Source organism: Halobacillus sp. B23F22_5 (assembly GCF_043497085.1).
GTDB lineage: Bacteria > Bacillota > Bacilli > Bacillales > Halobacillaceae > Thalassobacillus.
Window position 1 is genome coordinate 12728 of record NZ_JBIEKI010000006.1, and the last position, 22425, is coordinate 35152.

The following is a 22425-nucleotide window of genomic DNA, read 5'->3' on the forward strand; positions in this document are numbered from 1 at the left end:
ATGGATAACAGCAAACCATCAAAAGATCTTTTTGTCCCTGTCGAGCGGGGAGGAACGGAAAGCGAGAAGATTTCTCGTCCTAGTCTGTCTTTCTGGCAGGACTCCTTCAACCGTCTTAGGAAGAATCTCGGTGCGATGGCAGGGGTATTCACTTTAATTGTTTTGATATTGATGGCGGCTTTTGGCCCATACATGAATGAGTTCGATTCTTATGAACAGAATTTATCCCGTTCTTACACACCACCTAAGATTCCGGTACTGGAAAATATCGGCTGGCTGGGTGTAGATGGTATGGAATCGACCGTTATTGAGGGAGATTCTGTCGACGCTGCAAAAAATGTCGCAAAATTGAAACTTGGCGCAGCTAATGCCGATTTCATTGAATATAACGTTATTTCTGAAGGCGGAAATGGCGAAAAAGCAAAAATTGAAGCTTCCCTCGATGTATATGAAGCAAAAGGTATTGAAGCAAATCATTGGTTCGGTACGGACAGTCTTGGACGTGACTTATGGACACGTACTTGGCATGGAACTCGGATCTCTTTATATATCGCCTTTTTAGCAGCCACTATTGATATGATAATTGGTGTCATTTATGGTGGAGTATCCGCATATTATGGCGGACGTGTCGACAACATCATGCAACGGATCATCGAAGTCTTAGTTGGGATACCTAACCTGGTCATTGTTATCCTGATGATTCTGATATTAGAACCGGGGATCCTGTCGATCACCATTGCCCTGACCATTACCGGCTGGATATCGATGGCACGGATCATACGGGGACAAGTGTTGAAACTGAAGAATCAGGAATTCGTACTGGCTTCCAGAACACTCGGAGCACCAGACAGCAGAATTTTGAAAAAGCACCTCGTACCGAATGTTACTGGCTTAATCGTCATCAATACGATGTTTACGATTCCAGCCGCTATTTTCTTTGAAGCATTCTTAAGCTTCATCGGGTTAGGGCTTCCAACCCCGATTGCATCCTTGGGAACATTGATTGATGACGGATTCAAGTCATTGCAGACCAATCCTCACGTGTTGATCTTCCCTGCAATCATCATTTCCATGATTATGGTTGCCTTCAACATACTGGCTGATGGACTGCGGGATGCGTTTGATCCGAAGATGCGTGAATAGGAGGAAGGAATACCAAATGGAAAAACTTCTACAGGTAAACAACTTAAGTGTATCCTTTGACACCTACGGAGGAGAAGTCCAGGCTGTCAGAGGTGTCAATTTCGATGTACACAAAGGAGAAACCCTGGCAATTGTCGGTGAATCTGGTTCAGGCAAGTCGGTAACGACGAAAGCATTAATGCGTCTGATCCCTCAGCCGCCAGGCCGTATCAAAGAAGGGGAAATCCTTTTCGAAGGTAAAGATTTAGCTAAATTAAGTGAAAAGCAAATGGAGAAAATTCGAGGCAAGGATATTTCGATGATTTTTCAGGATCCGATGACTTCATTGAATCCGACGATGAAAATCGGCAATCAGATTATGGAAGGACTCATCAAGCACCAGAAAATGAGCCGTTCCCAGGCGAAAAAGCGTGCAGTGGAATTGATGGAATTGGTAGGGCTCCCTGATGCAGCTAACCGTGTCGATCAATATCCTCACCAATTCTCTGGGGGACAGCGTCAGCGTGTCGTCGTTGCGATTGCGCTTGCCTGTAATCCTAAGCTTTTAATTGCCGATGAGCCGACTACTGCACTTGACGTAACCATACAGGCACAAATTTTAGAGTTGATGAAGGATATCCAGAAGAAAACGGATTCTTCCATTATCTTTATTACGCACGACCTTGGTGTTGTTGCTAATGTGGCCGATCGTGTCGCCGTCATGTATGCAGGTAAAATTGTAGAAATCGGAACCGTTGATGAAATCTTCTATAATCCAAAACATCCATATACTTGGGGACTGCTTGGCTCTATGCCTTCTTTGGACAGTGCGGATGAAGATTTATATGCCATTCCTGGTACACCGCCGGACTTGATCGCTCCACCTAAAGGTGACGCGTTCGCAGCCCGGAATGATTATGCGATGAAGATTGACTTTGAGCAACAACCACCAATGTTCAAAGTATCCGATACGCATTATGCCGCGACATGGCTGTTGCACGAGAATGCCCCGGATGTTGAGCCTCCTGCTTCCATACAACGTAGAATGCAAGGATTTGCTCAAGAGGCTGAACTTAATACGAAAGGTGATCGCTCATGAGTCGAGAAAAATTAGTCGAAATCAAAAACTTAAAGCAGCATTTCAAAACCGGGCGTCACAGTGTCGTAAAAGCAGTCGATGGCTTGACCTTTGATATTTATAAAGGGGAAACTTTCGGCCTTGTTGGTGAGTCCGGGTGTGGTAAGTCGACGACAGGCCGGACAATCATCCGGTTGTACGATGCTACCGAAGGGGAAGTCAATTTCAATGGAGTCAATGTTCACGATAAAAAGAATAAAGCAGATTTGAAACAATTCAATCGTGAAATGCAAATGATATTCCAGGATCCTTATGCATCCTTGAATCCTCGTATGAAGGTGGAGGACATCATTGCAGAGGGCTTGGATATCCATGGCTTGGCCAAAACAAAAGAAGCGCGCAAGAAGCGTGTACATGATCTGCTGGAGACAGTTGGTTTAAACAAAGAACATGCTAACCGTTATCCCCACGAATTCAGTGGTGGACAGCGTCAGCGTATCGGTATTGCCCGTGCTCTGGCCGTAGATCCTAGTTTCATTATCGCCGACGAACCTATTTCGGCACTTGATGTTTCGATCCAGGCGCAGGTAGTCAACTTATTGAAAAAACTGCAAAGAGAGAATGACTTGACTTACTTGTTCATTGCCCATGACTTGTCGATGGTCAAGTATATCAGTGACCGGATTGGTGTTATGTATTTCGGTAAGCTTGTGGAACTTGCCGACGCGGATGACTTATATAAGAATCCGATGCACCCGTACACCAAATCTTTATTATCTGCTATTCCATTACCGGATCCAGATTACGAACGAAACCGTGTCCGGGAGGAATATGATCCAAGTCAACACGATACTAGTGAAGAGCCGGAATTCCGTGAGGTTGGCCCGGACCATTGGGTGCTATGTACAACCAAAGAGTTCGAACACTATAAAAAAGAATATGTGTCCGTTTAATACGGCTGTAAAAAAGACAAGGTTCTTTCCGGATTTGCGGAATGACACCTTGCCTTTTTGTATATATATAAATCGGAGAAAGTCTTAAAATTAGGTCATTTGATATATTTTGGTGATTTTCTACAAAATTTTACTAAATAACCTACCAATTTATAGGAATCCTCTTTTATAATAGGAGATAGAAAAAAATGGGGGAGTAGGATTAATCATGAGGAAAAAGCTAAGACAGCTTAAGAGTATTACAATCATAAGTATTCTTTTTATGTTGGCATTTGTTCCGGTACATACTTTGCATGCAGATGAATCAAACGAGACAGAATCTTTACCAGTGAAAAATTTGCAGGAAAGAGAAGTTTCATTAGAGTTATTGAATAATGATAAGCCGGCAGCAAGGTTCGTATATGATTCGGGATTGACGTTTGAATATCCTGATGCGGTACGGGGGATTTATGTAACAGGTAATTCAGCTGGAGGAAGTCGTTTCGAATCATTATTGGAGCTTGTAGGATCGACGGATTTAAACGCGATGGTCATCGATATTAAAGAAGACCACGGTAATATAACGTTTAAGCCAGATGAAGATTCTCCTTATTATGATATTGCGCAGCCGTATATCAAAGAGCCGAGAAAAATGCTTGAGGTTCTGGAGGAGAAGGGGATTTATCCGATTGCACGAGTGGTTGTTTTTAAAGATTCGATTTTAGCTGAAAAACGTCCCGAGCTTTCTTTTAAAATGAATGGTCAGATCTGGAAAAACGGCAGGGGAGAAGCCTTCGTCAATCCGTTTATGAAAGAAGTTTGGGAATATAATGTAGAAATCGCCAAAATGGCCGCAAAGCTAGGATTTGAGGAAATCCAGTTCGATTATGTCCGCTTTCCGGAAGGGTTTGAAAACCGGGATAAAACATTGGAATATAATCAGGGTGACTATGCGAAACTCGAAATGGATGAGGTACAAAAGCGGGTGCAAGCTGTAACAGACTTTGTCGCTTATGCCAGGGAAGAATTACATTATTACGCCGTTGATGTATCCGTTGATATATTCGGATATTCCGCTACTATTCCGGAAGCGCCTGGAATAGGACAGAATTTCTCTAAAATCAGTTCCAATGTCGACGTCATTTCTTCGATGATCTATCCAAGCCACTGGACCTCTTATTTCGGCATTAAGAAGCCGGATATGGAACCTTATAAATTGACGGTGGAATATGCCAAGGTGGAAAATGAAGTGCTGGCTAAGCTGGATAACCCGCCGACATCAAGACCATGGATTCAGGATTTCGAAGCGCCATGGCTCTATTCCGGACCTGCAAAACAGTATGGGGTAGCAGAAGTGGAAGCCCAGATCCGTGCCCTGAACGAAAATGGGATCAATGAATTTCTGATTTGGAATCCAGGTAACAGTTATACCCAGGGTGTCGATTACACTCCATTAAAATAAATAACTTTAAATAAAAAAGCATGGAAGGCTCACCTTCCATGCTTTTTTATGTAGCTTATTTCTGAGTTCCTCCGACGTTTCTCCATGTATCCTGGTAAGAACGTGCCTTGTCCAGAAACTCATCTTTTTTACCCCGGCTGAACAGCTTATTGCCTATCCCATTCATGGCAACTCCGAGAAATGCTGTTGCTCCGATGATCCCTAACCCAAGCAACGTGATATCGAGCATTAATGCACCCACATGCTCCCCTCCTTTACCGGTTACTTTTATTTTAGATGATGTGTTAAAAAAAAGAAAGCTGGAAAGAGTAAAATTGTAAGTGTTTTCAAAAGCCATTTAACAATTACTGAGAAATTCGTTATAATAGAAAAGACTAACTTGTAAGGGAGCAGATTTATGAATTGGTATGAAAAATTAAAACAATATTTTCCTATCGAAGAAATGAAATCTCGAGAGCATATGGAAACTTTGTTAAAGGAAAAAGGCGATGTTTATTATAAGGATGAGGGTCCTCACCATGTTTTGATGTATGCTGAATTCCCTTCTTTTCTTTTTATCGATTATGTCTATGTGTCTGCATCCTCAAGAGGGCAGGGCTTAGGACATAAGCTGATGCAAAAAATGAAAGATAAAGGAAAACCAATTATTCTCGAAGTGGAACCGGTCGATTATGATGACACCGATACAGAGAAACGTCTTCGTTTCTACCAGCGCGAAGGGTTCAAGCATGCCCAGTCCATCGGTTACACACGTAAGTCTCTAGCTACTGATGAACCTAATTCTATGGAAATCCTCTATTGGTCCCCTGAAGATGCATCTGAAGAACACATTTATGAACAAATGAAAAAGATGTATGAAGAAATCCACACCTATAAAGATACTCAATTTTATGGCAAGTCGTACGAGCCTGTGGAAGAAGTGCTCACTTATGACGAAGATGCAGATAACACAAACATCCTGGAAGACTTAGAAAAAGAAAAAGCTTAATAATGGAAGGTACAGGGTTGTCTCCTAAAAGCTTCACAAACAGTGACCAGGAAAGGCAGCGGTTTCAGTAACCGCTAAGCTTCTTTCAAACTGTGAAGTTATAAGGGGACAGCTTTTTTCAATTCATAAAGCTAACTGAAAATAAATGAAGCAGAAAAGTTTAAAAAAAGATGTTTAATGGAAGTGTAAAAGGGTATATTAAAAGTGTCACAATGAAATCTTTCGATCTGTACAAGTTTTGTATAAAAAACCTATAATACTACTAGCTAACACTTGACAGTTATGATATAGTATACATAGGCTGTTAATTAAAGTTATTTTAAACTGGCAAGCACATGCAAACCTTGTATGATAAATACATTTTGAGGAGTGAAGTTCCCATGGTAACTCTATATACCTCACCAAGCTGTACATCATGCCGTAAAGCTAAAGCATGGTTAGAAGAACATAATATTCCATTCAAAGAACGCAATATTTTCTCTGAGTCTTTGACTCTGGATGAAATTAAAGAAATTCTACGTATGACAGAGGATGGAACGGAAGAAATCATTTCCACTCGCTCCAAAGTTTTTCAAAAATTGGACGTTGATTTCGAACAAATGCCTCTGAAGGATCTTTTCGATCTCATTCAAGAAAATCCTGGGCTGCTACGCCGCCCGATTATCATTGATGAAAAGCGTCTTCAGGTAGGGTATAATGAAGATGAAATCCGCCGATTCCTGCCAAGAAGCGTTCGTACTTTTCAGCTTCGTGAAGCACAACGCCTGGTAAACTAATAGAAGAAGACCGCGTACAGGGCGGTCTTTTTTGTTTATTCTAATTTTGGGAAGCCGGATTATTGTTGCGGTACCCCCATGAAATGACAAGGAAAATGATAGCAATCGGCATCATATAATGAAGCGAATCGAATTGCTCAAAAAACGGCCGTAGCCGTCGTTCTTCTAAAATCATTTCAGCTGCTGTATAAGCAAGGATGCCTGATCCGATATAAACGAGGGAAGGGAATCGCTCCATCAGCTTCAATATCAATTTGCTTCCCCAAATGATAATCGGCACGGATACAAGCAGCCCCATTGCCACTAGTAAAATGTTGTCATGGGAGGCTCCGGCGATCGCAAGCACATTATCAAAGCCCATCACAATATCTGCGAATACAATCGTCTTAACGGCCGAGATCAGACTGTCACTGGCTTTGATATTCGGTTCTTCCTCCTCATCAGTCAACAGTTTGATTGCGATATAAATAAGTAAGATTCCCCCAATCAAACGAAGGAAGGGAATGTGCAGAAGATACAGGGCAATCGCTGTCAAAAACACCCGGACAACAATAGCTAAGCCTGTCCCCATGAAAATTGCTTTATTGCGTTGTCTTTCCGGCAGATTCCTGCTGGCCAGCGCAATGACAATAGCGTTATCTCCTCCGAGTACAATATCAATTCCTATGATGATTAAGATTGCTTGGATCAATTCCCATTCCATAAAAAAGCCTCCTGATATGTAGTGACAAATGACTAGAAATAAGCTAAAATAGACAACTAACCATAGAATTGCTGTGCAGTTCTTGGAGAGCATTACTCATGCGATTTTTATAAAAGTCGTGATATTCGTTTGTTTTTCTGTAAATGAAGCATTTTGTTTTCCAGAAAAGGCAAAGCTATCATACAATAGAATCAAGAGGTACCTGACCTGTATAATCATGCGATTAAAGTCCTGAAATATAGGGTAAGGTATACTATAAAATAACAACGAGGGTGAAGCAGTCCCTTCCGCTTATCCGAATATAGAAGGGAGAGAGATGCATGGAAATCGAAAGAATCAATGAAAACACAATCAAATTTTATGTTTCTTACCATGACGTTGAACAACGCGGGTTTGACCGAGAAGATATTTGGTATAACCGTGACAGAAGTGAGCAGCTGTTCTGGGAAATGATGGACGAAGTTAATGATAAAGAAAATTTCCACGCTGAAGGTCCCTTATGGATCCAAGTTCAAGCGATGGAGAAAGGCCTGGAAGTCATTGTTACGAAAGCTCAGCTTTCTTCAGATGGACAGAAGCTCGAGCTCCCTACTGAAAACGGTAAAACCATCGATATGCCCGTGGATGAAAAAATAGAATCAATGCTGGATGATAAACTAAATGAAGCAGATACGCATACAACCGATGAAGATACTGATTTGAGCAATGATCTTGAGCCTATGCAGTTCACGATCCGCTTTGATGAATTCGAAGATGCAATCCAATTGAGCCACCGTTTTCAATCCGTAAAAGAATTCGAGCAAAGCATGTACCATTTTGAAGATGCCTACTATCTATATATTCAATTCAATGATGAAAATATGAATGATGACGAACAGGAAAATATTTTAAGTAATATATTAGAGTACGGAAACGAATCGGATATCACAATTCATCGCCTGCAGGAATATGGCAAAACGATTTTTGCAGAAGACGCACTCAATCAAATAAAAAGTTACTTTCCTCTATAATTGATAAGCATGCCGCCATGGTATGCTTTTTTGTTTTGCCATCCAAAGGACATGTCGACGCTAATTTAGTTGATTGGAAAAAAACAGAGCTTTAACAGTTGTAAGAGAATTAGCACTAGCTAGTCAGATAAGCAGGATTTTTGGCGATTGATGTCGAATAAATGTGTTATATCAAGGGGGTGAACGATTGCTTAGTGCCATCAATGCCAAAGGTCAATTTGTTCAATTGGCTGGTCAGCATATCCATGAACTTATACATCAAAAAAAACACGAAAGTTATTTCTGTCCACAATGCAAGGCACCGGTGTTGATCCGGGCTGGGTCCAAGGTTGTTCCACATTTCGCTCATTTTCCCAATAGTGATTGCCCGTCAAGCAGAAGCGGTGAAGGGATCTATCATCATAAAGGGAAAGTCCGGCTGTGGGAGTGGCTGAAAAGTCAGGGTTATGATGTGGCGCTCGAAGCTTATTTGCCGGAAATCCAGCAGCGTCCTGACGTATTGCTCCATACAAAGAAGAGGCGTATTGCCATCGAGTATCAGTGTGCAAAAATTCCAGATTCAGAAATCAGCATGCGAACAAAGCAGTACTTGCAAGTTGGTATCTATCCTTTTTGGATACTGGGAGGCAACCGATTGAAACGAAAAGGAACGAACATGATTCAGTTGACAAGCTTTGATCGTAACTTCATCTATCATTTCCTCGATTATCGCATCCATTATTTTGATCCTATCACCGATAAGCTTATGATTGGCTCTCATCTCCAGGGAACCGGTTCGAACAAAACTTTTTCAAACCTCCATTATTTTTCCTTAAACGGCATCTCCTTCATCGAGATGTTCAGCTCTCAAAATCTCCTCCTTAATGATATGCCCGCGGGTTGGAAAAGTTTCATTAAAAAAAGAAGAACTCGTCCTTTGGGGCATTGCTCACCGCAAGAAAAAAGCTGGCGCGAGTATCTGTATGCCAAAGGCTATCACCCGTCATTACTGCCTTCAATCACCTATCTCCCCGTACCGAGCCAAATTCAAATGGTCGAACCACCATGGATCTGGCAGTCCCGCTATTACCTGGACACCTTTTTAAAAACTCCTATTGGAGGATTGCTCCCGATAAAACCTGCTCAGATAATCGTTCCTCTTTTGCATGTCCACAAGAAGCCTAATCCTTTGAAAGAATACCTGAAACTGCTATGCCTTCTGGGCCTGGTGGAAGAAGTATTACCAGGGGAATACCGAAAACGTCAGGAAGTAGAAAACCCTCTTACTATCGAAGAAGCGATCAAACAGGATGAATTTGTTTTTAATTCTTTACAAAAGCGGGTAAAACCATGAAAATATCATAAAATAGGGAGGTATTTCCTATTTTATAGAGAAATGATTTAGGGTGACGAAATGCGTAAAAGGAGGAAGTAGAATGAGTACAGCCAGTAAGGAACTACCAAAGCGTGAAGAGCTTCCGGTTGAACGGACGTGGAAGCTTGAAAATATTTTTGCGACAGATGATGAATGGAAGAAAGAACTGGAAGCCATTAAAGAAATGATTCCGGAAATAACAGTGTTCAAAGGGAAACTGGGTGAGTCAGCCGACCAGTTATATCAAATGCTTGTGAAGCAGGATGAAATCTCCAACCGGATTGGGAAGTTATATACTTATGCGCATATGCGTGCGGATCAGGATACGACGAATTCCTTTTACCAGGAACTAAATTCTAAAGCGGAGAACCTGCTGACCCAGGTATCTTCATCAATGAGTTTTATTGTACCGGAAATCTTGTCATTAGAAGAAGGGAAAATTGATAAATACTTAGAAGAAAAAGAAGAACTTGAGCTTTACAGGCACACCCTTGATGAAATCACCCGTCAACGTGATCATGTTCTGAGTGAAAAAGAGGAAGCATTACTTGCAGGATTTTCTGAGATTGCATCCAATCCATCTCAAACATTTGGTATGTTGAACAATGCGGATTTAACGTTCCCGAGTGTAAAAGATGAAAATGGCAACGAAATCGATCTTACCCATGGCCGATATATCAATTTCTTAGAGTCAAAGGATCGTAACGTCCGTAAAAATGCTTTTCAGGCGATGTACGATACATTTGATAAGTTCAAAAACACCTTTTCTTCTACACTGGGCGGCAACGTCAAAAAAGACAATTTCTATGCGGAAGTAAAGAATTATGGTTCTGCGCGTGAGGCTGCGCTTGACAATAACAATATCCCTGAAAAGGTCTATGACAACCTTGTGGACGCGGTAAATGACAGACTGCCTTTGCTGCATCGCTATATCGCGCTTCGTAAGAAAGTTTTGGAACTGGATGAGGTTCATATGTATGACCTTTACACTCCGCTTGTCAAAGATGTCGAGATGGAAGTAAGCTATGATGAAGCGAAGGACCTGGTCGTCAAAGGTCTGGAGCCGCTTGGAGAAGAGTATGTCAACATCATCCAGGAGGGTTATGAGAACCGTTGGATCGATGTGGATGAAAATAAAGGGAAACGCAGCGGTGCGTATTCATCCGGGCACTATGGTACCAACCCTTATATCCTGATGAACTGGCAGGATAATATCAACAACCTGTTTACCCTGGCACATGAGCTTGGTCACTCTATGCACAGCTACTATACCCATGCCAACCAGCCTTATCGTTATGGCAACTATTCGATCTTCGTAGCGGAAGTTGCTTCGACCTGCAACGAAGCTTTATTGAATGATCATTTGTTGAAGGCGACAGATGATAAAAAAGAAAAGCTATATTTGTTGAATCACTTCCTGGAAGGGTTCCGGGGCACAGTTTTCCGTCAGACGATGTTTGCCGAGTTCGAACACGACATCCATGTGCGTGCTCAAAACGGCGAAGCTTTAACCGCGGATAAGCTGACTGAACTTTATTATGATTTGAATAAGAAATACTTCGGTGATGATATTGTCATCGATGATGAAATCGGACTGGAGTGGGCACGGATTCCACATTTCTATTACAATTACTACGTCTACCAGTATGCGACCGGCTATTCTGCCGCTACTGCGCTTGCTGCCCAAATTCTTGAAGAAGGAGAACCGGCAGTCGAGCGTTACAAGAAGTTCCTGAAAGCAGGTAGCAGCGATTATCCGATCGAAGTGCTGAAGCAGGCTGGAGTCGATATGACTTCCAAGGAGCCAATCCTGGCAGCTTTGGATGTTTTTGAGGAAAAGCTGAATGAAATGGAAGAACTATTAAAGTAAATAGCCGAAAGACATTAATGAAAGTTCAAGGTGGAGCACTCTGTGTCCATCTTGAGCTTTTTTTATACTGTATGGAAGTTTAACTTTGTTAAAGGATTAAAGCTTAAGAAAGTACGAAGGTACCACCATAAGTAAATAGCGATAAGACAGGTTTTTTTAATGTTGTAGGTGAGCGTAGCCGCATGTGTGTCAATTGGAAGTTTTTGAAATGCTTCCAAGGTGTTATGCGCTGTAGAGACCATTTGTACATACAATGTTTCCTAATTGCTCATAATATGGGCAACGTATAGTGGAAAAGGAGACCTTGATGTGCGGAAATATTCATTAGGTATCGTCATAATAGTATTGTTATTGCTGTTGAGCATGCGGAACAATAAATATAAATACTGGTCGTATTATATTCGTAGAAAATGGATTGTTTTTTGGCGACAGACGATTCGTTCTGTAAAGCGAGCTATATCTTCCTACCGGGAGCAAAATCAGATGATGGAAGAGACAGATAATAATCATGATGAGGAAGGAGGTAAAATGTCATGAAAAGGGATAAGGATGAAGAAAAAAAACGTTACACCAAACAGCTTACTTCAGCAGAAATGGGTAAGCTATGGGCAACATATCAGGGGAATACGATGGGTAAGTGCGTACTCAGTTACTTCATTCGCCATGTAGAAGATGATGCCATTAAGAAGGTTGTAGAACGCGCTTTAGATTTAACGAACACTTTCATGAAAGATATCAAACGAATATTTAATGAGGCAGATTTTCCCATACCTGTCGGGTTTACGGAAGAGGACGTCAATCTGGAGGCGCCACGTTTATTTTATGATGAGTTTTATTTACATTATCTCAGGTATCTCGCAAAGGCTGGGATAAGTATATACAGTGCTGCCATCCCTCTCATGACTAGTAAAGAAACGCGTGACTTTTTTGTGGGTAGTCTGAAAAAGACGACTGAATTGACGACGAATGTACATGATTTATTGACTGCTATGGGAGCCTTAGGGAATACTCCAGCGGCACCAAGCCCGGCTGGTGTCGATTTTGTAAACCGGCAAAGCTTTTTGCATGGCTATATCGGAGAGGTTCGGCCTGTGCATGGTCTGGAAGCAGCTCATTTGTACGATAATCTTCAAAACGATATCACAAGTAAAGCGCTTATTCTGGGATTCTGTCAGGGGGCAAGGGATCGGAGAGTACTTAAGTTTTTGAATCGGGGTAGAAAAATCAATGTCAGTCATATAGATAAATTTACTAATAAGTTGAAGGAAGATAATATGGCAGCTCCAAGTCTGCTAGATCACCTGGTGACGCCTTCGACAGTCCCTCCGTTTTCTGACAAGTTGATGGTTTTTCATAAAATCGATATGTTCTCGATGAAAATAAGAAATTATGCCAATGGGTCTTCCCTTAACGGGAGAAAAGATATCGGAGCCTTGTATGCAAGGTGTCTACTGGATGTATCATTGTATACAGAAGATGGAGCCAATATTATGATAGATAACGGGTGGATGGAACAGCCGCCTATCATGATAGATCGGTATCAATTAGCTTCTTATCGCTGAAAATGACTATTTTATGAGAGCTTATCTGACAGGTAAGCTCTTTTTTAGTATTGAGATAAATGGATTAGTTTGGAATAATTATGAATAGAAGTAAAATCAAGCTACATACACAGGGGGAGATGGTGATGGAACCACCAAAGCATATTGTCTCGGCAGCAACAATCGTAGTGAATGATGAAGGTGAGTTGCTGTTGATCAAGGGACCGAAGCGAGGCTGGGAGATGCCAGGCGGGCAGGTGGAAATAGGTGAATCGCTGACAGAAGCGGCTGTAAGGGAAACGAAAGAGGAATGCGGGCTGGATATTGAAGTGACCAAATTCTGTGGGGTTTTTCAAAATGTAAAGCGTGGCATCTGCAATACGTTATTCCTGGGGAAGCCGGTTGGGGGAGAGCTGACAACGACATCAGAAGCATTAGAAGTCGGTTTCTTTCCGATAGAAGAAGCGTTGGAGAAAGTGACTTGGAATAATTTCAGACAAAGGATTGAACTTTGCCTCCAGGAAGAATCACAACCCTTCTTTGTGGATTTTTAGCAGTAACACATTTAGCTATATGTTTAAAGGCTGGTGATTATAGTTATCACCAGCCTTATTCAATGATAGCTTTTGAAACCTTTGAATTTTCTTCGATGAAACAGGCTTTTAATCGCAAAGAAGATCACCAGGAATAATAAAGGTGAGGTGATATACAAGGGATAGAGACGCATCAATCCGAATAGATTCATTAAAAAGGCAACCAACACCAGGACGGTGAAAATAATGGCTGCAGCTATTTTCATGTCCAACCCTCCTTACTAAAAATTTATGCTTGTAAAGAAGAGATAGAACACTTGTGACAAACTCGTGAAATATTGAACAAGTGTATTGCGTCAGCGGTTTCTGCTTGCTATATTATAGATGTGAAAGAAATCCCATTAACCCCCCAACAGTTTGATAGGGACCGCTTTCTCCCATCCTCCTTTATTTATAAAGGACCTATAACCAGCTCCCATGCTGGTTATTTTTTTGCGGAAAAATCGGTTAATCTTCTCTTTAGTAGTCAGGTAATAATAGGAGAAAAGGAACTTTATAAATACGTACACTATCTTAACAGGTGCATAGGATGTTTATAAAATTGTGTAAAGGATTGATGAAAAATGTCCTATGCTCCTTATTATCCGTGCCTATATCATTTTCCTTATTATGTAAATATGCCAGTGTATAACAATGGAAGACATTACTGGCCTTATCCTCACGATAACGAGCTTGTTAATAAATTTAATCGCTCTTCTAATCGCAATGGAAGAATTACCTTAGCTGATTATGGGCCAAGACCATTTGTCGTGGATATTAAAGAAGCATCGAAGCAAAATGATACATTTCGTACGGCTTTATGGACGGGAAGTCATTTCCAGGTTACGTTAATGAGCCTTAATCCTGGTGAAGACATCGGTTTGGAAATACATCCTGATGTAGATCAGTTCTTACGTATTGAACAAGGCCAGGGGACTGTCCGAATGGGAAAGAGTAAAGATAATTTAAACTTTCAAAGAAATGTAAGGGAGAATTCTGCAATTTTGATTCCTGCTGGAACATGGCATAATCTAACCAATACAGGTGATATTCCATTAAAACTTTACTCGATCTATGCTCCTCCCAATCATCCATTCGGGACTGTCCATGGAACAAAAGGGGAGGCAATGGCAGCGGAAGCAGGACATGAGTACGGCGGTAGAAAGACAGTTGTTTCTGGAAGAACTCCAGATGAATGGGTACAGTACACGGATTTTTTGGTGAAAAAAGGATTAGAAGACGTGGAAAAAGGAATAAATGCCACCCACATTCTGCAAGAGTTTATTCTCATGGGGGTTCTCGTAGGGAAAGGGTATTCTCCTGAAAGAGCATATGAAACAGTAGAAGAATGGGAACGAACGGGAAAATCCAAACTTCTTCAGGAAAGCAAGAAAATGTAGACATAGAAAATTAGAGGCTTTTACGTGGTTAGTTGTTATCCCTAAAACTTATACTTGTTTCCGCCAGGATATCAGTAAAACCGAATAACTAAGGCAAACTCTTAAGTAATAGAGTTTGCCTATCATTTAATGGTTTATTCGGTATTGGCTAATCCACCATCGACCGTTTTTAGGTTTGGTGCTTTTCTTGAGATAACACGGAAAAATGAGCATCGAATCATAACTATTCATGCTCCAATTGTCCTCTTAGGCTTTGGGCATTTCTGAATCACGCAACAGAGGAAAGTTGTTTGGATCGTTTGGAATACACCTGGAATAAGGTGAAGGCGATCACCGATAGAATAATCCCGGAAATATACGGTAAGCCAATCGCGATAGAAAACAGCCACCCTCCAAGTGGAGGACCAACAATCCTTCCCAGCGAATCAAACGAGGCTAACAGCCCGGTGGCGCTACCATATCCTGACTTCGTTTTCTTTGTCAGTAAAGCTGACACACTTGGACGTATGACTCCATTACCGATTCCGAAAATAGACAGGAAGATCGCAGCAGTTACAAAATCCCGGACAAATAGGATTAATGCAAAGCCGACGACGGATACGACGATTCCGAGTTGAATGACGAAGGGTTCACCAAACCTTTTCGTCAGCCTTCCGACCAATCCTCCTTGTACAATTGCTCCGGCAAAGCCCATGATCATGAAGATGTAGCCCAGCTTTACTGTGCCAAGCCCGGCTTTTTCTGCAGCGAAGTATGCGAATGTCGCTTCCAGTCCGGAAAGCGACAGTGAAACAAACAATTGCAGGAAGAACAACATCGAGCTTGGGCCGTTTAAAGCCTGACGCAAAGGGGCCCTTTTGCCTGTGTGCTGGCCTTTTGCTTCCTCGGTCAGTGATTCTTTCAAAACGAACACAACTAGTAAAAAGGTCAGCAGCGAGGAAAATCCAGCTATGTAAAACGGCATTTCCAGGCTTGTTTTTGAAAAGACGCCGCCAATCGCAGGTCCGAATACAAATCCAAGACCAATAGCCGCTCCTATGATACCCATGCCTTTCCCGCGATCCTCATCTGTTGTGATATCAGCGACATAGGCCATGATGGTAGGCATGTTAGCTGAAGATAAGAATCCGCCGATAATTCTGGCGGCGAATAACATCCATAGCTGTGTAGACAACGCCATTAGAAAGAAAGAAATAGCAAGCCCGGCAATGCCCGTCGCGATCACCGGCTTCCGCCCGATCCGGTCAGATAACCTTCCCCACATGGGTGCGAACAGCAGCTGCATCAACGAGTAGACAGCCATCAACAAGCCTAGTTCTGTCGGTGTCGCCCCGATTTCTTCTGCGTAAAAGGGAAGTACCGGAATGATGATTCCAAAACCGACCATCACTAGAAACATGATTGCAAATAATATAGGTAATGCTTTTTTTATATCCAGAGTAATGTTCACTCCTTTACAAAACAAATAAGACTACGGAAAATATCATAACACTAGCTGATTGGAAAATAAATGCTTTCTCCTATGTTAAGTATAGAAAAAAGCGACTGTCTCAAAATGAAAGTCTGCACGTAAGTCAGACCCTTTTGAGACAGCCGCTTTTTAGGATTGTTGCTCAGTGGGCTGGTATTTCCAGAACACCCCATGTTTGACTGGTACTTCTTTGACGACTTGTTTCAAAACGAGCTTTTTCATTTCCCGCTTTGCCTGCTGTTCGGTCCAGTCATAAACGACGGCGATTTCTTTGGTTGCTACGAATTTATAATGCTGCATGAACGCTTCCAGAGTGGGCTTCCTAGCGGGCTTCGGGTCTTTCTGGAGCATCTCTTTCAGTACATTCACGTAAATGTCATAAGGATAAGAACCGGAAATTTTCAATCCTGCATCCTCTTCGGATTGGCTGAACAACACGAGGGCAGGAATCGATTCGACGTCCATTTCCCTTGTCAGCTTAAAATCGCATTGCAGTGCGCGTCGTGCAGTATCGGAATAAAGGTCTTTCCGGAACTCGTCGACATCAAGATTGCTTTTTTCCGCACATTCTACCAATACTTCTTCATCGGAAATGTTTTTCTTATCCAAAAAGACATACTCTTGTACTTTACGCAAGAACCGCATACCCGATTTTTTTCCTTGTAGTTCCGCTGCTTTGATAGCAAGCGATGTGATGAGCGGAGAAGAAACAGGGTTCTCGAGCCAAATGTCGCCGTCACAGCACATGCCAGTGCGGTTGGCTGTTTTATCCCATTCTTTTTTCAAATGATAAGGCTTCTCTACGCTTTTTTTATGAAGGGAAGTCATCTTCCCGCTGATGATCGGTTTTATAGTAAAAAAGCGTCCATATTCGATGGTGAGCTTTTTGATGATCGGCTCAATGGACCAACACTCCGGGCATAGGGGGTCTACGAATAGGTAGAGCTCCAATGGCCGTTTCAAAAGATCGAAAAAACCGAACTGGGCACTTGATTGTTCCTGGGATGCTCCAGTAGCTTTCCAACTCACATCGATTCTCCTTTCTCATCCTCTGGTGTATTCATCATATGATTGGCTGTCATGGTCAGACGTTCGAAAATCGCCGTGCGATATGGTTCTTCAATATTCGCTTCTTCGAGTGCTGCGGCCATGCAATCCAGCCAGGCATCCCTTCTCGTTGGTGTAATCGGAAAAGGAAGGTGCCGGGCGCGCAGCATCGGATGTCCATGTTCTTCGGTATATAAAGCTGGTCCACCGAAAAATTGCGTTAAAAACTGCTTTTGTTTCCGGGCGGTTTCTGTCAGGTCATCCGGAAAAATCGGTATCAGATCCGGATGGCTGCCAACTCTTGCATAGAAGGCATCGACAAGCTTGAATACCGCTTGCTGTCCGCCTATAGCTTCGTAAATTGTTCCTGGTACACTCATGATCAGAACCCTTTCTGCTTGTTATTCATTGTAGCAACGCCAGGCATGGCCTTCAAATAATGTGACTCACGCTCGTGCCTGAAAAAAGCGCTTGATCTTATTATCGGTATCGCGCTCAGGAATTTCATGATCGGTCAATAACTGGTGGAAAATCTTTTCCCCATGCGCCCTGTTTGTCGCTTCCAGTTCCAATTCATAATCTTCCTTATCATGATAAAGACTATGATCTATGACCAGGAGGGTGTCCAGGTAGTCGATTTCCTGGCGGTTCGTTTTTAATTTCCCCCAATATCTCAATGCGTGATAGTCGACACCCATCTGCTCAAGCTGTTGGATGATATTTTCTTTTTCTACCGGGCTGCCATTAATCCAGCTTTGAAATTCGTCCATTGTCAGTTTGGCATGGGTCTCAAGCAGACCGTCGGGGTGCGGCTGCTTCAAGGTCAACGTATAGCTGCCGTTTTTCTCCCTGATTCTCAGTGCGGCACCATTATCTTTTAAGTCAAAATTCTCTGTCTCAAAGTAGTGGTTGATCTGCTCTTTAATCTCTGCTTTTTCAAAGGGTAAAGCTGTCTTGAGACGGTTGTATTCAGCTTTTGTCAGCATATTTTTAAATTCGATTTCGATTTCCTGGTTCATATTATCCCTCCAGCGCTCTGCAATCATTATGAGGGGGGGAGCCTGTTGATTGCAAAGATTATCTCCTGTCATAATTTATGATACAATGAATGGGTACTTAATATCACATATTTACTACATAGATGTATGGTTAAAGGTGGGGAGGACAAGATGGATTGGGAAGTGTTTTTGGCACCCTATACCCAAGTGGTGGATGAATTGAAAGTGAAACTGAAAGGGATGCGTGCCCAGTTTGAATATGAATTGGAGCATTCACCGATTGAGTTTGTCACCGGTCGTGTCAAGCCAAGAACAAGCATTATTGAAAAGATGAAGCGGCGAGGTATCACACCGGCCGATGTTGAGAAGGAACTCCAGGATATCGCAGGGGTGCGAGTCGTCTGCCAATTCGTCGATGATATTTATGTCATTGCCAACATGCTTCACAACCGCCACGATTTCGAAATCATCGAAGAAAAAGATTATGTTTCTGAGAAGAAGGATAGCGGCTACCGCTCTTATCACCTTATTATCAGCTACCCGGTAGAAACGATTCATGGCGAGAAAAAAGTGCTCGCAGAAATCCAGATTCGTACACTCGCGATGAACTTTTGGGCGACCAACGAGCACTCGTTGAATTATAAATATTCCGGCCAGATCCCGGGGGAGGTCAAGGCACGCTTGAAGCGAGCTGCAGAGGCTGCCTTCCGGCTGGATGAGGAAATGTCCAAAATAAAAAATGAAATCCAGGACGCGAAGAAAGCGTTTAACCGTAAAGAACAAGGGAATCAACCAGAATAGTGACCAGCAGCTGGAAAGGAGCAGGCATAGCGTATGAAATTTTCCGTTTTATCGAGAGGCGATAAAAATTCGAATGAAATCCGTTCTAAAATTAAAAATTATTTATCGGAGTTTGATATGGAGTATTGTGATGAAGAGCCGGAGATTGTGATATCCGTTGGCGGTGACGGGACGTTTTTGGAAGCTTTTCATAACTACAACCATCGATTGGACAAGACAGCCTTCATGGGAATACATACCGGACACTTGGGGTTCTATGCCGACTGGACTCCCGATGAAGTGGAAAAGCTGATCATCGATGTCGCGCGCACGCCTTTCCAGGTGGTCGAATATCCGTTACTCGAGCTGATCATCCGCTTGAAAAACGGTGGGGAAGAAGGGCAATATTTAGCGCTCAATGAATGTACCATCAAGACCTCGGAAGGCTCTGTGGTGCTCGATGTTGATATCAAAGGGGAGCATTTTGAAACGTTCCGCGGCGACGGGTTATGTATTTCGACGCCATCAGGCAGTACCGCCTATAACAAAGCGCTAGGCGGAGCTATCATCCATCCGTCGCTGGAATCAATCCAGATTGCGGAAATGGCTTCGATCAATAACCGCGTTTTCCGTACTATCGGTTCACCGTTGATTTTGCCAAGCCACCATACTTGCCTGCTGAAGCCGACCTCAGACAAGAGCTTCATGATCACGGTCGATCACTACACCCATACGTATAAAGAAGTAAAATCGATCCAGTGCCGAGTGGCAAGAGAAAAAGTCCGGTTTGCCAGGTTCCGGCCGTTCCCATTTTGGAAACGGGTCAGAGATTCATTCGTGGCGGACGATAAAGAATGAAGCAGTGGAGCTGGACGTGGAAAATAGCAAAGCAGCATGAGGGGATGCTCGTACGGGAATATTTGATTTCTGTGCGGGCATTTTCTCGTCAATTACTGAAACAGATCAAACAGGGTCAAGGGTTAAAGGTAAATGGTGCAGCTGTTACGGTACGGAAAAAACTTGAGACAGGAGACGAACTGGAAGTGACTCTGCCCCCTGCGGAACCAGCGGAGCGGCTGGAAGCGGTCGAGATGGAGCTGGCTATCGTTTATGAGGACGAGGATGTCCTGGTTGTCGATAAACCGGCAGGGCTTGCAGTCATGCCTTCTATGAACCATGACGTCACGCTCGCGAATGGCATCATCGCTTATTACCAGCAGACCGGGATTCCGAGTACGATCCATGTCGTCACCCGTCTCGACAGGGATACCTCAGGGCTGGTGCTGATTGCGAAGCATGCCTACAGTCACTCCCTGCTCTCGGCTCGACATGACGGACCTATAGAAAAGACTTATCTGGCTCTGGTGGAAGGAAAGCTCGATCAGTCGAAGGGAACCATTGAAGCTCCAATCGGAAGAAAAGACGGCTCTATCATTGAACGAGAAGTACGTAAAGATGGCCAGCCTGCCACCACCCGATATCAGGTTCTTGAATTTTTAAAACAGCATTCGCTGGTAGAAGTGGAGCTGGTCACAGGGCGGACCCACCAGATCCGTGTTCATATGAGCTACCTTGGACATCCCCTTGCCGGCGATGACCTTTATGGAGGCTCCCTGAACCTAATGAAAAGGCAAGCACTGCATTGCCACAGGCTTGCCTTTACTCATCCATTGACCGGGGAAACAGTCGTCTGCCAGAAAGAGCTTCCCCGGGATATGGTTTCCGCTATGGATAAAGCTTAATCCAGTCGAAATTTTTCTTCTACGAATGGCTGTTCAGAAGGAACGCTGACAATTTCCTCTTCGGGCAGCCGGAAAGCGGTCAATTTGTTTCCGAATACACATCCGGTATCAATGTTTACCGTATTATTAACGAACCGCGGCTCTCGTACCGGTGTATGGCCGTAGACGATCCAGCGGCTCCCTTCATAGGCCTGCGCCCAGTCACGGCGCACCGGCCTTCCATCTTCATGTTTCTCTCCGGTAATATCTCCATAGAGCACGAATGTACGAACCTTTTTCCCTTGCTGTCCGATAAAGCTTTCTTTGATGCCGGCATGAGCCACGACAGCATTGGCTTCACGAAGCTCCAAGTATAACGGTGCTTCTTCGTATAATTTCATGAAGTGATGGCGTATTTCCTTTTGTTCTTTTGGGGAAAGGGCGCGATATTCTGCGGTCGTTGTCTCGAGACCGTGTTTTTCTTGTACCTTGTTTCCCAGAAAAAAGCGGTACAGCTTATTACAATGGTTTCCCGGGACATACCTGCCTTTATTTTTTTCTACTACTATTTTATACACGTAACGGATGCAGCCGATCGAATCAGGTCCCCGGTCGGTAATGTCGCCGAGAAAAACAGGTATTCTGCCTTCTGGATGGACAGGGACACCGTCCTCCTCCTCGTAGCCCAGTTTGCGGAATAAAGCTTTCATTTCGTCGAGACAGCCATGTACGTCCCCGATGATATCTACTTTCATAGAAATCCTCCTTCCTTATGTAAGGCTTTGTTAAATCTCTCTGCTGATTTTACAGATAAGCTCCCTTTACTCGAAGACTCAGTTTCGAGAGAAACTGTTTCCGTAACGTTTTAGAATTTCTGGAGGTCCGGGAAATCACTCGCTTTCCATGGGCGTACGGTGAGCTTCCTCGGGCTAAAGCCCTGCGGGATCTCACCATGTACTTTAATCCCATAGGAGTCTCGCAATTTCCCGGACCTCCTTGCGTTCGTAGGGAAAACGGAAACATCGTTAGGCAGAATCATTCAAACGCAGTAACAGCTGCAAAAAAGGCTTGTTTCCTGAGTCAGTGGGCCTTGTCATGCAGCGAATGTGGAAGATATCTTCTTACAACGTAGGTTTCGTTCAACAAAAAACGGATAGGGTGGCGGGGAAACGGTGAGACTCCTGTGGGAAAAGGGTCTAGGCGAGATCCCACAGGGCGATAGCCCGAGGAAGCTCGCCAGGTCCCCCGCAGGAAAGCGAATCCTTCCCCAACGACCTAAACTCCTTCAAACATGTCGAAATCAAGTCTTCGACTTTACTGCCTTATTGTTGAATGGGCCTGTTATGCAAAATCAACAAGGTTATAACAAAGCCTTATGTAAAAGTTGCTTCTGTTATTATTCCCATTCCGGCTTCATTAGAATCGTAAGAAGTGAAATTTCAATAAGAATTGCACGATAGGTCACAATAGAAAGTAAGCCCGTAAAAGTGGCAGTATTTGATGGCATCCCTGGTCTTATCGGTTCCATTTTTGCACATTTATTTGATAAACTACTATCATGTATTTTTAAAGAATTATTTTATTGACAAAGCTTGTTGAT

The 22425-nt window shown here is 43.0% G+C and carries 24 protein-coding genes; 16 read left to right on the top strand and 8 right to left on the bottom strand.

Annotated features, from left to right (window positions below):
• The 4 genes from opp3C to ACGTN9_RS10345 all read left to right on the top strand — a co-directional run bounded on the left by opp3C (position 1) and on the right by ACGTN9_RS10345 (position 4594).
• Complete coding sequence (opp3C, locus tag ACGTN9_RS10330) at positions 1–1143, top strand: oligopeptide ABC transporter permease (protein WP_499592485.1); 1143 nt, start codon at positions 1–3, stop codon at positions 1141–1143.
• A gap of 16 nt (positions 1144–1159) precedes the next feature.
• On the top strand, positions 1160–2221 hold the full coding sequence (locus ACGTN9_RS10335) for an ABC transporter ATP-binding protein (protein ID WP_499592487.1): 1062 nt from the start codon (positions 1160–1162) through the stop codon (positions 2219–2221).
• Positions 2218–3153, top strand: a complete 936-nt coding sequence (locus ACGTN9_RS10340) for an ABC transporter ATP-binding protein (protein WP_499592489.1) — start codon at positions 2218–2220, stop codon at positions 3151–3153. Before ACGTN9_RS10335 ends, ACGTN9_RS10340 begins: the two co-directional genes overlap by 4 nt.
• Positions 3154–3361: 208 nt before the next feature.
• Positions 3362–4594 carry a putative glycoside hydrolase gene (locus tag ACGTN9_RS10345; protein ID WP_499592491.1) on the top strand — a complete coding sequence of 411 codons (1233 nt, stop codon included), beginning with the start codon at positions 3362–3364 and terminating at the stop codon, positions 4592–4594.
• 55 nt (positions 4595–4649) lie between these two features.
• On the opposite strand, the gene ACGTN9_RS10350 is transcribed toward ACGTN9_RS10345, so the two are convergent.
• Positions 4650–4835 carry a hypothetical protein gene (locus ACGTN9_RS10350; RefSeq protein WP_093040974.1) on the bottom strand — a complete coding sequence of 62 codons (186 nt, stop codon included), beginning with the start codon at positions 4833–4835 and terminating at the stop codon, positions 4650–4652.
• 156 nt (positions 4836–4991) lie between these two features.
• On the opposite strand from ACGTN9_RS10350, the gene ACGTN9_RS10355 reads away from it, so the two are divergent.
• Entirely contained in the window at positions 4992–5582 is a 591-nt protein-coding gene (locus tag ACGTN9_RS10355) for a GNAT family N-acetyltransferase (protein ID WP_499592493.1), read from the top strand.
• A gap of 380 nt (positions 5583–5962) precedes the next feature.
• Complete coding sequence (gene spxA, locus ACGTN9_RS10360; protein ID WP_028782060.1) at positions 5963–6358, top strand: transcriptional regulator SpxA; 396 nt, start codon at positions 5963–5965, stop codon at positions 6356–6358.
• Between the two features lie 40 nt (positions 6359–6398).
• Here spxA and ACGTN9_RS10365 read toward each other — a convergent pair whose 3' ends face one another.
• A complete protein-coding gene (locus ACGTN9_RS10365; protein ID WP_499592495.1) occupies positions 6399–7061 on the bottom strand; it encodes a TerC family protein in 663 nt (220 codons plus the stop codon).
• A 320-nt stretch (positions 7062–7381) separates the two neighbouring features.
• On the opposite strand from ACGTN9_RS10365, the gene mecA reads away from it, so the two are divergent.
• The 6 genes from mecA to ACGTN9_RS10395 all read left to right on the top strand — a co-directional run bounded on the left by mecA (position 7382) and on the right by ACGTN9_RS10395 (position 13390).
• Positions 7382–8071: an adaptor protein MecA gene (gene mecA, locus ACGTN9_RS10370; protein ID WP_499592497.1), complete on the top strand. Its 690-nt coding sequence runs from the start codon at positions 7382–7384 to the stop codon at positions 8069–8071.
• 163 nt (positions 8072–8234) lie between these two features.
• Complete coding sequence (locus ACGTN9_RS10375; protein WP_499592499.1) at positions 8235–9404, top strand: competence protein CoiA; 1170 nt, start codon at positions 8235–8237, stop codon at positions 9402–9404.
• Positions 9405–9486: 82 nt separating this feature from the next.
• Positions 9487–11295, top strand: coding sequence for an oligoendopeptidase F (gene pepF / locus ACGTN9_RS10380; protein ID WP_499592501.1), 1809 nt, complete (start codon positions 9487–9489; stop codon positions 11293–11295).
• 309 nt (positions 11296–11604) lie between these two features.
• Complete coding sequence (locus tag ACGTN9_RS10385) at positions 11605–11832, top strand: hypothetical protein (protein ID WP_499592503.1); 228 nt, start codon at positions 11605–11607, stop codon at positions 11830–11832.
• A complete protein-coding gene (locus ACGTN9_RS10390) occupies positions 11829–12857 on the top strand; it encodes a DUF3231 family protein (RefSeq protein ID WP_499592505.1) in 1029 nt (342 codons plus the stop codon). Before ACGTN9_RS10385 ends, ACGTN9_RS10390 begins: the two co-directional genes overlap by 4 nt.
• A gap of 125 nt (positions 12858–12982) precedes the next feature.
• The gene (locus tag ACGTN9_RS10395; protein ID WP_499592507.1) at positions 12983–13390 is read left to right on the top strand and encodes an NUDIX hydrolase; all 408 of its coding nucleotides are present in this window, start codon (positions 12983–12985) and stop codon (positions 13388–13390) included.
• A 59-nt stretch (positions 13391–13449) separates the two neighbouring features.
• Here the strand turns inward: ACGTN9_RS10395 and ACGTN9_RS10400 are convergent, their stop codons facing one another.
• Positions 13450–13629 (bottom strand): hypothetical protein, encoded by a 180-nt coding sequence (locus tag ACGTN9_RS10400; protein WP_499592747.1) that lies wholly within the window; start codon positions 13627–13629, stop codon positions 13450–13452.
• 417 nt (positions 13630–14046) lie between these two features.
• On the opposite strand from ACGTN9_RS10400, the gene ACGTN9_RS10405 reads away from it, so the two are divergent.
• Complete coding sequence (locus ACGTN9_RS10405; protein WP_499592509.1) at positions 14047–14808, top strand: cupin domain-containing protein; 762 nt, start codon at positions 14047–14049, stop codon at positions 14806–14808.
• A 268-nt stretch (positions 14809–15076) separates the two neighbouring features.
• Here ACGTN9_RS10405 and ACGTN9_RS10410 read toward each other — a convergent pair whose 3' ends face one another.
• From ACGTN9_RS10410 to ACGTN9_RS10425, 4 genes are all read right to left on the bottom strand, one after another.
• A complete protein-coding gene (locus ACGTN9_RS10410) occupies positions 15077–16246 on the bottom strand; it encodes an MFS transporter (protein ID WP_499592749.1) in 1170 nt (389 codons plus the stop codon).
• Positions 16247–16408: 162 nt separating this feature from the next.
• The gene (locus tag ACGTN9_RS10415) at positions 16409–17308 is read right to left on the bottom strand and encodes a ClpXP adapter SpxH family protein (protein WP_499592511.1); all 900 of its coding nucleotides are present in this window, start codon (positions 17306–17308) and stop codon (positions 16409–16411) included.
• The gene (locus ACGTN9_RS10420) at positions 17305–17706 is read right to left on the bottom strand and encodes a globin domain-containing protein (RefSeq protein WP_499592513.1); all 402 of its coding nucleotides are present in this window, start codon (positions 17704–17706) and stop codon (positions 17305–17307) included. Before ACGTN9_RS10420 ends, ACGTN9_RS10415 begins: the two co-directional genes overlap by 4 nt.
• Before the next feature lie 66 nt (positions 17707–17772).
• Positions 17773–18345 (bottom strand): CYTH domain-containing protein, encoded by a 573-nt coding sequence (locus ACGTN9_RS10425; protein ID WP_499592515.1) that lies wholly within the window; start codon positions 18343–18345, stop codon positions 17773–17775.
• Positions 18346–18495: 150 nt separating this feature from the next.
• Between ACGTN9_RS10425 and yjbM the strand changes: the two genes are divergently transcribed.
• Genes yjbM through ACGTN9_RS10440 form a run of 3 tightly spaced genes read left to right on the top strand, consistent with a single transcriptional unit; the run spans position 18496 to position 20846 of the window.
• Positions 18496–19125 (top strand): GTP diphosphokinase, encoded by a 630-nt coding sequence (gene yjbM / locus ACGTN9_RS10430; RefSeq protein WP_499592517.1) that lies wholly within the window; start codon positions 18496–18498, stop codon positions 19123–19125.
• A gap of 33 nt (positions 19126–19158) precedes the next feature.
• Complete coding sequence (locus ACGTN9_RS10435; RefSeq protein ID WP_028782075.1) at positions 19159–19962, top strand: NAD kinase; 804 nt, start codon at positions 19159–19161, stop codon at positions 19960–19962.
• On the top strand, positions 19959–20846 hold the full coding sequence (locus tag ACGTN9_RS10440; protein WP_499592519.1) for an RluA family pseudouridine synthase: 888 nt from the start codon (positions 19959–19961) through the stop codon (positions 20844–20846). Before ACGTN9_RS10435 ends, ACGTN9_RS10440 begins: the two co-directional genes overlap by 4 nt.
• On the opposite strand, the gene prpE is transcribed toward ACGTN9_RS10440, so the two are convergent.
• The gene (gene prpE / locus ACGTN9_RS10445) at positions 20843–21580 is read right to left on the bottom strand and encodes a bis(5'-nucleosyl)-tetraphosphatase PrpE (protein WP_499592521.1); all 738 of its coding nucleotides are present in this window, start codon (positions 21578–21580) and stop codon (positions 20843–20845) included. The two genes, ACGTN9_RS10440 and prpE, sit on opposite strands and share 4 nt — an antisense overlap.
• Positions 21581–22425 lie beyond the last annotated feature (845 nt).